This is a genomic window from Bifidobacterium hapali (assembly GCF_002259755.1).
In the GTDB taxonomy this organism is placed as follows: Bacteria; Actinomycetota; Actinomycetes; order Actinomycetales; family Bifidobacteriaceae; genus Bifidobacterium; species Bifidobacterium hapali.
The window spans coordinates 52,959-70,102 of sequence record NZ_MWWY01000035.1 but is presented as its reverse complement, the minus strand read 5'-3'; the positions used below and the strand labels follow the sequence as shown (position 1 = coordinate 70,102).

Here is a 17,144-nt window from a genome sequence, read left to right as displayed (position 1 = left end):
CAGCGCTTGTGCCATACGCCGTCCATGAACACGTACGCATACTCCTGCACCAGCGGACGCTCCCGCCACGCGTCGATATCCGCGTAGATGCGCTTGAGCTTGTCGCTCAGAGTCTGCGAGGGCATGCGATCACCCCACAACAATTGGCTGACATCATCAACCTGACGCGTGGACACGCCCGCCAGATACATGTCAATCAGCGCCTCCTCGACGCTCTCCTCGCGCCGCCGGTAACGCTCGATCACGGCCGACTCGAACACCGCGCCCTTCAGTTTCGGTACCTTCAGGCTCATTTTCCCGGCCTTGACGGTCAGATCACGCTTGTAATGGCCGGCCCGGTACGCCTTGCGATCCCCGCTGCGCTCGTAACGGGCGGCGCCCGTGATCTCGTCGGCCTCGGCGTCGAGCATTGCGTTCAACGTCTCCTCGACGCTTCTACGGACCATCCGGTCCAGGGTGGTCTCCAACATGGCCTGGTCGACCTGTAGAATCTGCTGTGACATGGCTTCGTGCCCTCTTTCCAATCGCGATTTGTTTTGTTTGGCGACAGAAAATCGTACACAGGACACGAGCCATGCCCTTTCATCTCAAGCCCAAGCCAAAGTGCGCAAAATTTCGGGCCTTATCGATGTTTGCAGGCAACGTGCTCGCTGACAGTCGCGCCATGATCAAGCCGCGTGGTAGTGCGTCCTGCAATTAAGGACGCACTACCACGCGAGCCCTCACAGCCGCACCATCGGCAAATCCTGCTCGCCGCCGCCCCATACCGGCACCGTGTCGATAATCGGATCGTTCGTCTCCAATCCAAACCACTCCACCGGCCGACTAATCGTCCGCTTTACCCACTGATACGTGCGCAACAGCGTACGATCCGACTCCGGCAGTTTCGACTCCGGGCTCACCACGCGATGCATCAGCACATAGCGCACGCTACCCACGCCGAGCCGCTCGTTACGCGTCGCCAGTTTCGGCCACTGCGGCTCAATCCGCTCAATTTCGCCGCGACCGAGCATATCGGTCATAATCGCGCGCATGTACTGCTGCAAATAAAACTGCGGCTCCTTATACCCGAGCACAATCGTCACGCGATGCAATCCAGTTCCATGTGAAACCACCTTCCATGTGCGCTCATACGGTCGCTCGGACTGCGTGACTGTCACAATCCAATACACATGTGCGCGCCGGTGAATCATACTGACCGCAATGTCCTTCTCCACCTCGCGCATGTTCGGATCGGGCGTCAAATATACGAGATTGTCGGCAACCAAATCGCGCCGCTTGTCGGCCGTACTCACTGCGAGAATATGCGCAAGATCGTCCGCCTGAACATGACCCTGCTCGGCAGCTTCTAGTCGGCTGCCGCGTGAACATACGTGGAACAAACCGAACACAAGCGCCCAAATCAGCACAGTAATATAGCCGCCCTCCATAAACTTGACCGCGCTCGCCGACAGGAACAGCAGCTCAACGGCGAGAAACAGCGCGCACATCAGCACAGCCGTCACGCGCCAGCCGCGCACCTGCCACAAAAATACGAACAGCAGCACCGTGACCATGAGCATCGCGATCGTGAGCGCGAGTCCGTACGCGGCTTCCATCGCCGACGACGAGCGGAAATACAGTACGACGAGCACCGTGCACACGGCCAGCGTTGCGCAGACGGACGGAATGTAAATCTGACCTTTGTTGACGCCCGGATAGCGCATGTTGAGTCGCGGCATCCAGCCGAGACCGTCGGCGGATGCGGCGAGCGTGAACGCGCCGGAGATCAGCGCTTGCGATGCGATCACGCCAGCCAAGAGCGCGAGCAGTACGCCGATCGGACGGATGGTTTGCGGGATGATTTGGAAGAACGGCGCGGCGTCGTCGACGGCGATGCCGTTGCCGGCGAGCATCCACGCGCCTTGACCGAAGTACGAGCAGATCAGCATGATGTTGACGAGCGGCCAGCTTGCGCGGATGTTTGCGCGACCAACGTGACCCATGTCCGAGTAGAGCGCTTCCGCGCCGGTGAGTGCGAGGAAGACGCTGCCCATGAGCGCGACGCCGACTTTGTTTTCGTTGGAGAACAGAAAACGGATGCCGATGGTTGGGTCGAGTGCTTGAAGGACGGTCCAGTCGGTTGCGATTGCGGCGATGCCGATCGCGCCGATGAACGTGAACCACACGGTCATGATGGGGCCGAACAGCGAGCCGAGACGGTTAGTGCCGGCATGCTGGATGAGAAACAGTGCGACGATGATCGCGATCGACAGCATGATCGACAGTTCCTGCGACCATGTCGCACTGTTGCCGATCGCTGGGATTGACGCGAGACCTTCCACGGCTGACGTGATGCTGACGGCTGGCGTGAACACGCTGTCGGCGAGGAATGCGGCTGCGCCGATCATGGCGATGATGCCGGCTGGTTTCCAGTATTTGCGCACTGCGGCGAATAGTGCGAATACGCCGCCTTCGCCATCGTTGTCGGCGCTCATGGCCACGCACACGTATTTGATCGTGACGACGAGTAGCATGAACCAGAACACGAGCGAGAGCGAACCGAGCACCTGAAAGCGGTTGAGGGTGCCGCCTTGCGCGAGCATGAGGGCTTTCGGTGCGTAGATTGGGCTGGTGCCGAGGTCGCCGTAGACGATGCCGACGGCGATGAGCATGCCGGCGGCGGTTGGTTTGAGTGCGTTGGCTGGCTGTGCTGAGCCGATCTTGTTTCTAGTACGGGTGCGTTTCCAGCGTTGCCATCTGGACATGATTGATTTCCCTCACATACTGTATTGCTACGGTATCTCTGTACCCCAAGTAATCGTTTGTCACGATGGGTGCAGATTCATTTCTCACGAATCAACGACTTACCGCGAACATTGTAAGGCGAGGTGGGGTTGGTGGCGGTGATTTGTACACGTCCGACGACAGCGGCAGTCGCCCATGATGCGGTAAAACTTCCATGGTGCGGTTAATTTCACATGATGCGGTTAATTTCACATGATGCGGTTTGCGAAAATGGCGGAATTCAGCCGTTTTTGCGATATTGCCGATTATGTGTTTACCGCACCATGTGAGGGGATGTGCCGGTGGTAGGGGGGGATTTATGCACCGGCTTGACGAGCAGCGTTGGCGAGGACGGTCGCCGCAGCCGCGAACTCTTCGGGTGTCGTGTATGAGTAGCTCAGCCGCAGTGAATTATCACCGGTGAAATCGTAAATATCGCCCGGATTGAGCAGTACGCCACGATCCAGTGCGAGCTGGAACAGTCGCCCGATTTTGACCGGCCGATCGAACGTCAGCCAAATATAAAATCCACCATCTGGTACCGTCCAATGCGCGAAACCGCCAAACAGCCTCTCCAACGTTTCGACCGCCGCGTCACGTCGCCGTCGCAACTCGTGCCGCAATCCGGTCACATACTCGTCGTACAAACCGCTCGTCAAAAATCGCGCGAATACCCACTGACTGAGCACGCTCGCGCCGTAATCCATCTGCATTTTCACGTCGGCCAGTCGGTGCACAATGCGGCGATCGGCCACAATCCAGCCGATGCGCAACCCCGGCGCGAGTGACTTCGACGCGCTGCCGAGCGTGATCACCATGCCAGTTTTGTCGAGCGACTTGAGCGGGGCCGGTGCGGTGCATGTCGTCGTCGCAGAACTGTTGTCGCCGCCGAAATATAGGTCCTGATACGCGCCGTCTTCGATAATCGGCAACCGATTCGCAACGCAACAGTCAATCAGCGCGCGGCGACGGTCCATACTCATCGTGATGCCGGTCGGGTTGTGATTCGTCGGTATTGTATACAGTACCGCGTGATTCGTGCCGCGGCGGTCGGTGCGCGGCGGTAGCACAGTCGGTGAGTCGGGGACTGCTGACAGTCCGTTCAGCATACTGTTCAACGCGGTAACGTCCAGTCCGTCGCGGTCCATCGGCACGCCGGCGAGCCGCATGCCCGCTGACTGGAACACTTGCAGTGACTTAATATAACTTGGCGCCTCCGCGATCACCGTCGACCCGGCCGACAGCAAGCTCACCGAAATCATTTGCAACGCCTGCAACGCGCCCGACGTGACGAGAATCTGCTCCGGCTTGCAGTCGATACCGCTGTCGCGCATGTGCGTTGCGATCGCCTCGCGCAGTACGGGCATACCCTCCGGCTCCGGATAGCCGATCGCGTCGATTTCGGTCGCCGCCTCACTGGCTACGCGTTGCCACATCGCGCGCGGGAACAGGCGCGGGTCGAGCTCGCCGGTGCCGAGCCGGGTGATGTGCGGCTCGAATTCCATGCGATTGATGGTTTGAATCGTGGAATTGTTCGCTTTGAAAAAGCCGGACGACACATAGTCGGCCCAGTCGGGCGCGCCTGGCAGCATCAGCGACCACGTATTGCTTACGATGCGCGTGCCGGCGCCGTGCAGTCCCTCGACGATACCGTAGTCAGTGAGTTCGTTTACTGCTGCGATGATCGTCGAACGATTGACGTCGAACGCGTCGGCCATCGAGCGTTGCGACGGCAGTCGCGAGCCGATTGGCCATGCGCCGGACGAAATTTGGTGGCACATATAGTCGACGATTTGCTCGGTGACGGGAGTGGTTGCGGTGCGGTCGGGTTTCCAGTCGATGGTTAGTGGCGTGGGGCGAGGCATGGGTGGCTCGATTCGGTTGGTGTGTGGTGGTTTGGGTTTTGGTTTGGCCTGTGGTTTGGTTGGTGCGGCTAGCGTATGTTTGGTTGGTTGATGATTGTAGTGATATCCGTAGAATACTTGATGGAATTGATGGAAATACAATGATTCGACGGTTGTGCTTGGCTGATTTGGTTGGGTGATAGTGAACCAACCAAACTGGTGATGGTTGAGCGTGACTAAGACGGGGTATAGGCGGACGTACAGAAGGAGCGCGGATATGGGGTTCTATTTGCAGGGGCTGACCGTGGGACTGGCGTATATTGCGCCGATCGGCATGCAGAATCTGTTCGTGATTAATTCGGCGCTCACTCGTACGCGCCGCAACGCATTGATTACTGCGGTGATCGTGATCGTATTTGATATGGCGTTGTCACTGTCGTGCTTCTTTGGAGTGGGTGCGCTGATGCAGGCGCATCCGATGCTGCAGACTGTGGTGCTGGGCGCTGGCGGACTGGTGGTGGTGAAAATCGGTCTTGGATTGGTATTCCCGCGCAAGCGCGAAGGTGTGAAGTCGGAGCCGGTGAGCAGGATGACTCAGTCATCGGTTGCGGCTGGTTCTGGCAATGCAAGCAGACCAGCCAAGCATCTCGGCGTGCGCGGATTGCTCGACACTATTGGTACAGCGTGCGCGGTCACATGGTTCAATCCACAAGCGATTATTGACGGTACGCTGATGCTCGGCGCGTTCAGTGCCACGCTCAGTGCGCAACAGTCCACGCCGTTTATCACCGGTGTGGAGACAGCGTCGGTGCTGTGGTTCCTCACTATTACGCTGGTGGTTAACGCGTTCGCGCACAAGTTCAGCCCGAAGATTATTACCGTGCTCAATCGTGTGTGCGGCGGTGTGATCACCCTCTACGGCGTCAAACTCCTCGTAGATTTTGTCCTCGCTATCCTCGCCGCGTGATATTTCGGGGTGATTTTGTGCATAACCTCGCTGCGTGACATTCTGGTGTGACATTTCGGCGGAAGATGCCGTGATCTCCGCCGGAATATCACGTTTTGAACCTATTTTTTGTGATTTTCCGGCGGTAGTTTCTATGTTCTCCGCCGGAATATCACAAAAACAAGCCTGTAAACGTGATTTTCCGGCGGAAGTTCCCAGATCCTCCGCCGGAAAATCACACTAGTTGTTTTGTTTCGTGGCTCCCCGTGTTAGGACGTTGCCTATAAGGGGAATCACACACATATACAAGTGTCGCCAATCACAAAACCCCGTAGGCTATTCGGCCTTAAGGGTCGGGTGCTTGGTGCGTGAACGAATCGCGGTGTTGTGCGGCATTGGCTCCGGGCAGGGCATCGAAAACACATGCGCCGGGTTGTTAATCGACTCAACCCAATGCCCATCAGCGTCGCGGAATCCGCCGGCTGGCACAGTATACGCAAACGGTGCGCGTCCGGGCAGCAGGAATTCAATCTCCTGTCCCGCTTCAATCTTGTTGCGACTCATCAGTGTCACACGGCCACCCTCATCCGGCGTCCAGTCGAGCACTTCGCCTACGACCAGCCACGCGCGGAAATACGCGGAACGGTCAGTATTCTGCGTAACTTTGTGCTCCGGATAATAGAATCCGGTTGAATAATCGCGGTGAGCAACCTTATCTGGTTCGTCGAGTAGCCAGTCAGGCAGTTCAACATGCGATGCGGGACGTACGCGTGCGTGATGCCATCCTTCGGGCAGCACTTCCTCAGCAGTATTCGACTTACGTCGCGCGCTACGAGCACGATAACTCAAATCATCAAGGTGCGAGCCGCCGGCCGAGCGAGCTGCCGCATCAACAGCCTCGCCACCAAACTCAAGTCCCATATCTCCGCCCGGCATACCAGCAAACGCGCGATCCGCGTTCTGTTCAACCGTATCGTCGGTAAACTCGGCAAAATCAGGATCATCCGGCCGCACTACGCAATCGTGGAACGGTCGTAGTATCTCGCCAGACGCCGACTCAAACCCGCGCTGCACCATGTATTCGTTCACCGCGATCTTGTACGCGTTCGTCATCGCCGCAATGTAATACGCGGACTTCGACCGGCCCTCGATCTTCAGGCTCGTTGCGCCCGAATCGATCAGATCGTCGAGATGATCGAGCATGCACATGTCTTGCGAATTGAACAAATACGCGCCCTCTGCGGTCTGTTCGATCGGATAATACTGGCCGGGTCGTTTCTCCTCGACGATCGAATACTTCCAGCGGCACGGCTGCGCGCACTCGCCATGATTGCCGTCGCGGCCGGTCAGATAGTTGGAGAACAGGCAGCGGCCGGAGAACGCCATGCACATCGCGCCGTGCACGAAACATTCGATATCCATGTCGTCGGGGATGCGCGCGCGGATGTCGCGCACGGCTTGCAAATCCATTTCGCGCGCGAGCACGACGCGGCGGGCGCCGAACTCGTACAACGCTTGCGCGGCACCGTAATTCGTGACGCCGGCCTGCGTGGAGACGTGCAGTTCGATGTCGGGCGCGATTTGGTGCGCCATCATCATCACGCCGATATCGGTGACGATCATCGCGTCGATGCCGGTGTCTTTGAGCTGACCGATGTATTCGCGCATCGCTTCGACTTCGCTGTTGCGCGGCAGCACGTTGAGCGTGACGTAGACGCGGGCGCCGCGTTTATGAGCGTAGCGTGCGCCTTCCTCGAAGTCGGCGAGGCTCAGGTTTTTCGGGGCGGAGCGCATGCCGAACGCTTTGCCGCCGCAGTAGACGGCGTCTGCGCCGAAGTCCACTGCGGTTTTCAGTCCGCGCAGGTTGCCGGCGGGCGCGAGGACTTCGGGCTTGCGGCGGCGGGGGATGCGAGTGGCTGGGGCGGTGGCTGGGGCGGATTGCACGGCGGTCGCACTAGTTGCGCCGGCGGCGAGCGTGGTGGTCGCCGAGGTCGTCGCTGAGGTCGATACGGTCGATACGGTCGGTAAGGTCGGGGAAACAGTCGATTCGTCAATAAGCACCAGACCAGTGTAGTGGCCGACCAGTACCGCCTCTCGCGCGGCTGAATCGCGAGTGAAGTGCTGTCCGCGTGGCAGAAAACGCTCACTGACGGGCGCTCAGTGAGCGAAAACCGCCATTCGGTTGGTTGCGTGGCAGAAAATGCTCGCTGGGGGAGTGCTCAGTGAGCGAAAACCGCCACGCATCTGACTGAGTGGCGGAAAATGCTCGCTGACGGGCTCTCAGTGAGCGTTTTCTGCCACGCGGGAAAGAGGGGTGAGTGCATGACGGCCCGCACTGCGACTGTGGCGGTTTGTACACGCGACGGTCCGCACCACGGCACGCAACAGCCCGCACCGCGGCTGCGCACGTCGGCGCGGCCTCGCTAGGATGGAGGCATGAGTAACGAGGAGATTCTTGACAGCAATGCGATCAGCCCGACCGACGAGGCTGGTAACCCGATCCCGGTGACGATTCCGATCGCGCTCGCCCCCGGCGTAACGGTGGTGTATACGACGCGACTCGGTGGCGTGAGTACCGGAGATTTCGGCGACTGTAATCTCGGCGGCAAGTCGGGAGATGATCCGGCGACGATTGAAGCGAATCGCGTGGCGCTCGCTAAGCAACTTGGTTGCGGCCTGTCGTTGGTCAGTCAAGTGCATTCTGCAGTGGCGGTTGACGTGGATAAATCATGGCATCTCAACACGCCGTTTGGATTCGACGTGTCCGGTACGCGGACGGATGCGCCTACCCCAACCGTCGTTGAAGCCGACGGCCAAGTCACCACGCGCACAGGCGTCGCGCTCGGCATGTTCGCCGCCGACTGTCTGCCAGTCCTGTTCGCCGATCCAGTCGCGCGCGTGATCGGTGCCGCGCACTGCGGTCGTCGCGGTCTTGAACGTGGCGTGATCGGCGAAACCGTTGATCTGATGGTCGCCAAAGGTGCGTCGCGCGAGCGCATCGTCGCCACGCTCGGACCGCGTATTTGCGGCGATTGTTACGAAGTCGGCGACGAGATTGCGGACGCGTTCCAGAATCGTTTTCCGCTGACGAAAACTGTTACGCGATTCGGTGGAGCGGGCATCGATATTGCGGAAGCGGCGATGATCGATCTCGCGTTCGCTGGCGTGAACCAAGTCGTCGATTCGATGCCGCGCGTGCATGCTGCGACCCAGTATCTCGAAGCTGATGATGAGCTTTCCGCGCTGTGTGCAACCGATGGTGAAGGACCGGCGTCGCTCGCCGAGAGGATTGCGAACGTTCACCACAGCATGTGCACGCTCGAAAATCCGCTGTGGTATTCGCATCGCCGTGCCGCACTCGCCGGCAAAAGCCGCGAAGGTCGCATGCTCGCTCTCATTATGATGCAGTGATTGGCGCACGCAGCCTCGCAAAAAGGGGAATTCCGTGCAGAAGCGGTGTGATATGCATCACGATTGTCGCCGGACGAATTACGGTGGTGCGTATGCATAGTGAGAGAACAGACGAGAAGACCCCGCAAACCGTGCCGTCGCAGCGCGAACAAAAGCCCAACCAGACCTGCCGCCCGAGTAACGTGCCGGTCGTTGCGGTCGTGCTCGCGGCCGGCTTCGGCACGCGATTCGATCCGAACAATCCCAAGCAGCTGGTGTCGGTCGGCGGCAAGCCGATCGTCTGCTGGAGTATCGAAGCGTTCGAGTCAAACCCGCGCATCACGGACATTATCGTCGTCGTCAATCCGACTGTGCGCGCGACTGTCGAGCAGCTGATCGACGAAGCTGGGTATCCGAAAGTCCGCATGATTATCAACGGCGGCCGCGAGCGCGTTGACAGTACAGAAGCTGCGCTCGGTGCGCTCGCTGAAGCTGGTATTCCGGGCGATGCGAAAGTACTCATTCACGATGCGGTTCGTCCGTTCGTTGAACAGCGTTCGATCGACGGCTGCATCGACGCACTCGACGAACTCGATGCGGCTACTGTCGCGTTCGCGAGTACCGATACCGTACTGCTGACTGAGTTTCGTGACGGTCGCAAGGTCGTGCGGCAGGTGCCTGATCGGCCGCATACGTTCCGTGCACAGACGCCGCAAGCGTTTCGTTTTGATACGATTCAACGCGCGTACGAGTTGGCGTCGGCTGATCCGGGATTCCACCCGACTGACGACACGCGCGTGGTGGTTGATTATCTGCCGGATGCGGCGGTTGCGGTGGTTGAGGGAAGCGAGTCGAATCTGAAGATTACGACGTTGGCTGATATTCCTACTGCCGAGCGGATTGCGGACGAGAGGCTCGGCCGAGGTGCGGGCGTGCCGGCTGACCATCCGATGCCGGCAGTGACGCCGGGCGGTGGTCCATCCGCGCACAGCGCGATGACCCGCGAAGAAGCGAAGGCGCGCATGCACGCGGTCTTCGCCGAGGCCGCGCGCTCCATGCATCGCTAGGTGCTTACGTTTCTTGCGCGTGGCGGAAAACGCTCACTGAGTGCCGCTCAGTGAGAGAAAACCGCCACTCGCTTGATTGCGTGGCAGAAAACGCTCGCTGGAGCGCTCTCAGTGAGAGAAAACCGCCACTCACAGGAAACGGATATCGCGGCAAAGGGGGAGTTGGCCGTGTGCGAACCTGCGCCCGCAAGCCAGTAGGATGGCAGTATGCAGCAGTTTACGGTGGTGATTTCTGGGTTCGACCATTACGACGGCGTCACGATCAATCCGTGCGTCGAAGTGCCACGCGCGCTTGCGGAACGCGGCGTAAGCCTCAACGATCAGCAAGAGTTTGCAGATCAAGTGCACATCGACGTGCACGCGGTGAGTCTGCCAGTCAGTTATACGCGCGCGTGGCTGGTCCTACGCGAAGCCTTGGAAACCGTGCATCCAGATATCGTGATCGCTACGGGACTCAAGCACACAGCGCGCGGCGTCATGCTCGAGCGATGCGCGACGAATCTGATGAGCGAAGGTCGGCCGGACGCGGACGGCATGATGCCGCCCACCGGTCCGATTAACGAGCAAGGACCAGCCGCATACTGGACACGTCTACCGTTGCGTTCGATTCTGCGCGATTTCGCTCACGACGCAATCCCAGCGTCACTGAGTTCGGACGCGGGCACGTTCGTATGCAACGCGCTGTTCTATCAGCTACTTGACTGGACTGCCACGCACGATCATGTACTCAGCGGATTCGTCAGTCTGCCGCGCGCGATCAATCCAGTCAATGACGCCCACAACAGCAACATTCACGGCCTTCCGCTCGATCGACTCGTAACAGCGTGCGCCGACGTCGTACGCGAAACGGTACGCTACCGAATCGAACCGTCGTCAGACGATATTCTGATCGCGTAATTACACGGCGTGTCGCGGCGTTCCGTCTGCCTGATCAACCGTGCAATCGAACAGAGCATGAGACTTCTGTGAGAATGATGGTCATCCAGCATGTATTGCGCATAAATGCGCTAGAGTTCTTGGCGTGGATGGTCCCATTCGGGGCTAGGGGTGTCGAACAGATGGCGAAAGGACGTTGGCATGGTAGATCGGTTCCCGGTCGTGTTTCACGGGTACGACAAGGAGAAGGTGGACGAGGCGTTCGAGACGGCGCAAAGCACGCTTGTGTCGTTGCGTGAGCAAATCCAGCAGTATGATCGTCAAATTTTGAGCTTGCAGTCGCAGCTACAGGAAGAACGCAACAAAAAGTCAACGCAGAAGAATTCATTCGCATCGCTCGGGGCGAACGCTCAGCAGATGCTCGCATCCGCCGAACAAACCAGTGCGGAACTGTTGTCGCGCGCCAAGCAGGACGCCAAGTCCACCAAGGATGCGGCACAGGCACAAGCCGAAACGCTGATCAACAACGCGCGACTGGACGCTCAGCATATCGTCGGCGACGCGCAGGCAAAAGCAAAAGCTATGCTGCACGATGCTGAAGTCCAAGCACAGTCCACGGCCGCCGCAGCACAGCAGGAAGCCGCACAGTTGCGTGGCGAAACCGCGAAAATCGTGTCCGAGCAGCGTCAGACTACCGAGCTGGAAATCAACAACGCGCGCGAAGAACACAACAAGCGTATGGCCGCAGAAAAAGCCAAGCAAGAGCGCGAGTTGAGCGAACTCAAGGCCACTACAACCGCGCAGATCGCCGCTCAGCGTAAGGCTGCGACCGACGAAATCACGCGTCTGAAGAGCGAAAACAACGATCAGATCGAAGCGGCGCTCGCCGAAGCTAACAAGAAGCTTGCTGACGTACGCGAGCAGGTTTCCAAGATGAAGTCTGATGCGCAGCGTAAGGCCGCTGAAATCACCGACGCGGCGAACGCGAAGGCGCAAGGCATTCTTGACGAGGCTGAAGTGCATCGTACGAAGACGATGAGCCAAGTCAACGCTGAAGTCGAGCAGATTCGCTCGGATATCGCAGCGCAGCAGGATGAGGCGACGAAGAAGGTCAACGATCTGCTCGTCAACCTTGAGGAGCGTCGCACGGCCGCGAAGAAGGAAGCCGACGAGCTGATCGGCAAGGCGAAGAGCGTGCGCGAGGAGGCCGACGAGTACGCGGCAGCCAAGCGTAAGGAAGCTCAAGGTCAGGCTGCGGAGATTCTGCACAAGGCTGATGTTGATGCGGCTGCGCAGATCGAGGAACGTCGTCAGGCTGCGCAGTCGGAGATCGACGGTTTGACTGATCACATTGCCGAGCTGCAGCAGCGCGAATCGGTGATCACGCAGCGCGTCACCGAGCTTAAGGCGATGTTCTCGACTGCGTTCGGTAACTTCATGGCGGCTCCGGTTGACGGTGGCGATTCGACTGATCCGCAGGGTGCGGCTGATACGGCCGCAGCGCCGGCTGCTACGCAGTCGTCTGCGACTCCGACTTCGACGTCGGCACAGTCTGGTGCGTCAGCTCAGTCCGCGGCATCGAATCAGCAGTCTGCGCAGAACTGAATATATGACTGAACGCACATGACTGAACGCACGGCTGCACGCAGAGCTGAACGCACGTTGCCGGTCGGTAATTGTGTTGCCGGCCGGTAACACGCTGCGAGTAGACTGACGTCTGTTTGTCGTTACGGCACCCCGTTATCAAAGGCGCGACTCACGAGTTGCGCTGGAGAGGCGGGGTGCCGTGGCATGTACGGGCCTGCCGTCGGCGGGTCTGGATTTCGATACAAAGGAGATATCGCATGAGCGAAATCACCGCGCTGAGCGCCGATGCGCTGAACCAGCTGCGTGACGAATTTGATGCAGACGGCACCAACCGTCTTGCGATGAACGCTGTGACTGCCGCCGGCATCGAGAAGGTGGCTCGTAACTACGATCGCGCGCGTCTGCTACAGCGTCGTTTCTCGACGACCGTCGACAACGGTGAAGTCACGCATCAGGATCGCTCCGGCCGCTGCTGGCTGTTCAGCTCGCTGAACGTCGCGCGTTTCGTTGCGAAGAAGAACATGAACCTGAAGGAGTTCGAGTTCTCGCAGAACTACGCGATGTACTACGACAAGCTCGAGCGCGTCAACTACTTCCTCAAGGACGTGGCTGCTCTTGTGGCTGCGGGCGAGCCGAACGATTCTCGCCTCATCCAGCACCTGCTCGCTGACGTGATGGGCGACGGTGGCCAGTGGACGATGGCCATGAACGTGTACAAGAAGTACGGTGCGGTTCCGAAGGACCTGTTCCCGGAAACCGAGTCTTCTAAGAACACGGGCGCGATGAACACGCAGCTGCGTCACATGCTGCACACTGCTGTGGCTCACCTGTTTGAGGCTGCCGGCGATGCGGACAAGACCGCTGAGATCGTGGCTGACGCGACTGCTGCCGGTCACCGTATCTTGACGATTCACCTTGGCGAGCCGCCGGTTTCGTTTGACTGGGAGTGGACCGACAAGGACGGCGAATTCCACCGCGACGGCGAGATCACGCCGGTTGAGTTCTGGAAGAAGTACGTCGGTTCTGCTGATCTTGAGAGCTACGTGTGCCTCGTGGACGATCCGCGTCAGGAGCACGCGAAGGGCAAGAAGATCGGTATCGAGCACCTCGGTAACGTGGCTGGCGGCGACGCGACCGAGTATCTGAACGTGCCGAACCAGTTCATGAAGGACTGCGTGCGTCAGATTCTCGAAGAGCAGGGTATTCCGGTGTGGTTCGGTGCCGACTGCGGTCCGTTCATGGATCGCGAGTCTGGCGCATGGGCGACCGACCTGTTTGAGTACGGTCGCGTGTACGACGTGGACTTCGACCTCAACAAGGAAGACCGTGTGCGTTACGGCGATTCCGCGATGAATCACGCGATGGCATTCGTTGGTGTCGACGTGGCTGAGGATGGCAAGACGACTCGTCGTTGGCGTGTGGAGAACTCGTGGGGCGACAAGATCGCCGACAAGGGCTACTTCACGATGAGCGACGATTGGTTCACCGAGTACGTCTACGAGGTCGCCGTTCCGAAGGCAATGCTCCCCGCCGAGTATCAGGCCGCCCTCGACGAGCCCGCCACCATGCTTCCGGCATGGGACCCGATGGGCGCTCTTGCATAAGAAAGAGCCCGATGGGCTCTTTCTTATGCAAGAGCGCCTGAGGCGGCAGGCCGGTAAACGAACAGTCCGGTGGACTGTTCGTAGGCCTGACGGACGGCTGACAAGCCGTCCGGAACGCCGAAGGCAGAAACCAGTCTCGCCGTAGGCGAGTCCATAATTGCGTAAGTCCGGCACGGCTTGGCTCTTAGCGCTTGTGCGTAAGACGCCGGGGTAATTTTCATAGTCATGGGATGGCATTTCACGTAAGAATGCCATCCCATGACCCGTATTAGGGGTGCGAATCGTAGCCGCGCGCACGCGATGGCAAAATCTGCCAAATTGCCATCGCGTGACTGTTCTTTTTCTCATGGGATGGCAAATAACGCCAAATTGCCATCTCGTGCGCTCATATGCAGTATTTTTGTGGTCACGCGATGGCAGAATCCGTTGAATTTCCATCGCGTGATTTAAGGCTTTGTCACGCGATGGTAAAATCCGCCAAATTTCCATCGCGTGATCGGATTTTTGGTGAATTACAGTGCACGCGATGGCATTTTCCGCATATTTGCTATCCCGTGATTAAGCCCCCAGTCACGCGATGGCAAATAGCGCCAAATTTCCATCGCGTGACCTCGGTTATCTTGTGATAGCCGTGTTTTCGACGATAGCCGTGCCACGAAATCGTTTTTTGACAGATTTTTCGATTTCGTGGCAGAAATGTTGCCACGCAACCTTGTTTTAGCGGTATAACGCAGTTTTGAGACAAATCAGTAATAATGAAGAACCGCTATTTTCCGCCGATTCTTGGCATATACCTGGTAACGTCTCATATGTGTCTTGTGTCACGAAATCATTTTCCAGCCCGTTTTTCAATTGTGTGGCAGAAATAGTCGCCGCACAACCGTGTTCTAGCGGCTCAGCACAATTGTGTGGCAAGTGTCGTGGCGATACTCATGTCGTACTTGTATGCGTATAGACTGAGTATCACATCGATAGCAAGGTTGCGCTCAACCAGCGTTCTGCGGTGAGATATACCGGGATCGGCGAAGCATTGTGACGATGGGCATGCGTCGGCAAGGTCTGCGACGTATGGCTCCTATTGTTCCATTATCGTCCATGTTCGGGAGTCTCCCATGACTACATCTACAAATACACCCACATCCAGCACGCCCGCATCCACGCCCGCCTTGCGCTCGTTCCACTATGCCAACGTCGACCTGCTCGCAAGTCATTGGCGCCATCAGCGCGACGCCGTTATCGACCTCTATCTCACATTAGACGACGGCGATATTCTCGTCTCTGCGCTACGCGGCACAAACGTGCATATCGAAGCTAAAGGCTTGCCCGGCTGGGGTGGCACATTCGGTCAGATGCTCGCTTCATTCGCGAAACTGTACGCGGTAACAGGCGATTTTCGTCTCAAAGCCAAGGCAATCCGCCTATTCGAACGTTGGTTTGAGCTCGAAAATCAGCACGAGGAACTGCTGTATCTCGGCACGTATGATTACGAAAAAATGCTCGGCGGTCTGCTCGACATGGAAGAGATCATGGGTTACTCCGGCGAGGGTCGAGTGCGTGAGGCGATCAGTTGTCTTACGGATGCAGCGATCGCACGATTTGATACGTCTATCCCGCGCGATGGCGTGCAAGATGGTCGTATGAAAGGGCAGATTGAATGGTATACGCTGCCGGAAAATCTGTATCGTGCGTATCGTCGTTATGGTGACGACAAGTATCGTCGCTATGCCGAAGAGTGGCGGTATGACTACTACTGGGACAAGGTTGCCAAGCGTGAGTTTGCGTCTATTGGGTCGCGTCATGCGTACAGTCATGTGAACGCATTGTCGAGTTTGGCTCGCGAGTACGAGTCGACTGGAAACGAACAGGATTTGGCGGTGTTGCGTGCGGCGTACGACGAGCTGCTTGCGCATCACACGTATGTGACTGGCGGCTATGGGCCGGGTGAGAATCTGTTCGTTGAACGTGACGGATATCTCGGTTTCATGCTCATATCACCGTGGGATTTGGGCGATGAAGATCCTAGGTTTACGAATTTTTCTGGTGCTCCTGCGGCACGTAGTGATGCGTGGGGCAGTTGCGAGGTTTCATGCTGCACATGGGCGGTGTTCAAGCTGTGTGATTACATGTTGCGGTTTACCGGTGAGGCGAAATACGCGGTGTGGGCTGAGCGTATGTTACTCAATTGTGCTGGCGGTCAGCCTGATATTAAGCCGAACGGTGAGCTGCTCTATTATGCAAATTATTTTGCTGATGGTGGCATGAAGTCGACGGTTGATCGTCGTTTGCAGCGCGATGGGCAGAATTTTGTGTGGCAGTGTTGTGCTGGCACGTTCCCGCAGGATGTTGCCGAGTATGCGAACATGCTGTATTACACGAGTGATGATGCGTTGTATGTGACGCAATATCTGCCGTCGTCGGTGCAGTGGGAGCGCGATAACGGTCGCGTGGTGCGTGTGGAGAATTTCTCGCAGTGGCCGCTCTCGAGTACGATTCGGTTGCGCGTGGATGGTGCTGGTGAGCGGTTTGCGTTGCGTGTGCGCGTGCCGGCTGATGGTGCCAATGTGGTGCGCGTGAATGGACGGATTGTTGACGTTGCTGTAGTGCCGAATACGTGGCTTACGCTTGACCGTCAGTGGGCGGATGGTGATCTCGTTGAGATTGATGTTCCGTATCGACTGCGGTTTGTATCGGTGGATGATCATCGACCTGATTTGGTGGCGTTGTGTTACGGTCCGGTAGTACTGGTGAGTGAGGATATGACGTTGCTGATTGGCGATCGTGATCGTCCGCAGGATTGGATTGTGCCTGTTGACGGTGCGCCGATGACGTTCCGTACGTTACCTGGACACGCGGGACGCCCAGATTGGGTGTGCCGCACGTTTGTGCCGTATTACACGTACCCGGAGAATCGTTGGTATTTCATGTATCACCGGCTGTATGCGCCTCAGGAGAGTGAGCGTGATGTGGTTCGCCGGGCGAACATCTAATGCTCGATTATGTGATGTGCGTCACATAATGAATGGTTGCTTTAGAAATTGATTTGACAATCTAAATAAGCGCATCT

At 58.0% G+C, this 17,144-nt stretch carries 11 protein-coding genes; 7 read left to right on the top strand and 4 right to left on the bottom strand.

Annotated features, from left to right (window positions below):
* From BHAP_RS09005 to BHAP_RS08995, 3 genes are all read right to left on the bottom strand, one after another.
* Nucleotides 1-503: transposase (locus BHAP_RS09005; protein WP_211279718.1), on the bottom strand; the 503-nt coding region annotated here is incomplete at its 3' end.
* Nucleotides 504-722: 219 nt separating this feature from the next.
* A complete protein-coding gene (locus tag BHAP_RS09000) occupies nt 723-2,747 on the bottom strand; it encodes a KUP/HAK/KT family potassium transporter (RefSeq protein ID WP_094730364.1) in 2,025 nt (674 codons plus the stop codon).
* Nucleotides 2,748-3,083: 336 nt separating this feature from the next.
* Nucleotides 3,084-4,631 carry an aminotransferase-like domain-containing protein gene (locus tag BHAP_RS08995; RefSeq protein ID WP_094730363.1) on the bottom strand — a complete coding sequence of 516 codons (1,548 nt, stop codon included), beginning with the start codon at nt 4,629-4,631 and terminating at the stop codon, nt 3,084-3,086.
* 256 nt (nt 4,632-4,887) lie between these two features.
* On the opposite strand from BHAP_RS08995, the gene BHAP_RS08990 reads away from it, so the two are divergent.
* A complete protein-coding gene (locus BHAP_RS08990; protein WP_094730362.1) occupies nt 4,888-5,577 on the top strand; it encodes a LysE/ArgO family amino acid transporter in 690 nt (229 codons plus the stop codon).
* A gap of 315 nt (nt 5,578-5,892) precedes the next feature.
* Here BHAP_RS08990 and BHAP_RS08985 read toward each other — a convergent pair whose 3' ends face one another.
* Nucleotides 5,893-7,464 (bottom strand): peptidase U32 family protein, encoded by a 1,572-nt coding sequence (locus tag BHAP_RS08985; protein WP_094730374.1) that lies wholly within the window; start codon nt 7,462-7,464, stop codon nt 5,893-5,895.
* 528 nt (nt 7,465-7,992) lie between these two features.
* Here BHAP_RS08985 and BHAP_RS08980 point away from each other — a divergent pair.
* The 6 genes from BHAP_RS08980 to BHAP_RS08955 all read left to right on the top strand — a co-directional run bounded on the left by BHAP_RS08980 (nt 7,993) and on the right by BHAP_RS08955 (nt 17,067).
* A complete protein-coding gene (locus BHAP_RS08980; protein WP_094730361.1) occupies nt 7,993-8,967 on the top strand; it encodes a purine nucleoside phosphorylase YfiH/LACC1 family protein in 975 nt (324 codons plus the stop codon).
* A gap of 92 nt (nt 8,968-9,059) precedes the next feature.
* Nucleotides 9,060-10,013 carry an IspD/TarI family cytidylyltransferase gene (locus BHAP_RS08975; RefSeq protein ID WP_094730373.1) on the top strand — a complete coding sequence of 318 codons (954 nt, stop codon included), beginning with the start codon at nt 9,060-9,062 and terminating at the stop codon, nt 10,011-10,013.
* 207 nt (nt 10,014-10,220) lie between these two features.
* Complete coding sequence (locus BHAP_RS08970) at nt 10,221-10,910, top strand: pyroglutamyl-peptidase I (protein ID WP_094730360.1); 690 nt, start codon at nt 10,221-10,223, stop codon at nt 10,908-10,910.
* Between the two features lie 180 nt (nt 10,911-11,090).
* A complete protein-coding gene (locus tag BHAP_RS08965; protein ID WP_244569371.1) occupies nt 11,091-12,494 on the top strand; it encodes a cell division protein in 1,404 nt (467 codons plus the stop codon).
* Between the two features lie 239 nt (nt 12,495-12,733).
* Nucleotides 12,734-14,080: a C1 family peptidase gene (locus BHAP_RS08960; RefSeq protein WP_094730359.1), complete on the top strand. Its 1,347-nt coding sequence runs from the start codon at nt 12,734-12,736 to the stop codon at nt 14,078-14,080.
* A 1,112-nt stretch (nt 14,081-15,192) separates the two neighbouring features.
* Nucleotides 15,193-17,067 carry a beta-L-arabinofuranosidase domain-containing protein gene (locus BHAP_RS08955; RefSeq protein WP_094730358.1) on the top strand — a complete coding sequence of 625 codons (1,875 nt, stop codon included), beginning with the start codon at nt 15,193-15,195 and terminating at the stop codon, nt 17,065-17,067.
* The last annotated feature ends 77 nt before the right edge of the window (nt 17,068-17,144 follow it).

Coding starts and splice junctions, on each gene's coding strand:
- BHAP_RS09000 (WP_094730364.1), bottom strand. CDS start 2,747: ATGTCCAGATGGCAACGCTGGAAACGCACCCGTACTAGAAACAAGATC.
- BHAP_RS08995 (WP_094730363.1), bottom strand. CDS start 4,631: ATGCCTCGCCCCACGCCACTAACCATCGACTGGAAACCCGACCGCACC.
- BHAP_RS08990 (WP_094730362.1), top strand. CDS start 4,888: ATGGGGTTCTATTTGCAGGGGCTGACCGTGGGACTGGCGTATATTGCG.
- BHAP_RS08980 (WP_094730361.1), top strand. CDS start 7,993: ATGAGTAACGAGGAGATTCTTGACAGCAATGCGATCAGCCCGACCGAC.
- BHAP_RS08975 (WP_094730373.1), top strand. CDS start 9,060: ATGCATAGTGAGAGAACAGACGAGAAGACCCCGCAAACCGTGCCGTCG.
- BHAP_RS08970 (WP_094730360.1), top strand. CDS start 10,221: ATGCAGCAGTTTACGGTGGTGATTTCTGGGTTCGACCATTACGACGGC.
- BHAP_RS08965 (WP_244569371.1), top strand. CDS start 11,091: ATGGTAGATCGGTTCCCGGTCGTGTTTCACGGGTACGACAAGGAGAAG.
- BHAP_RS08960 (WP_094730359.1), top strand. CDS start 12,734: ATGAGCGAAATCACCGCGCTGAGCGCCGATGCGCTGAACCAGCTGCGT.
- BHAP_RS08955 (WP_094730358.1), top strand. CDS start 15,193: ATGACTACATCTACAAATACACCCACATCCAGCACGCCCGCATCCACG.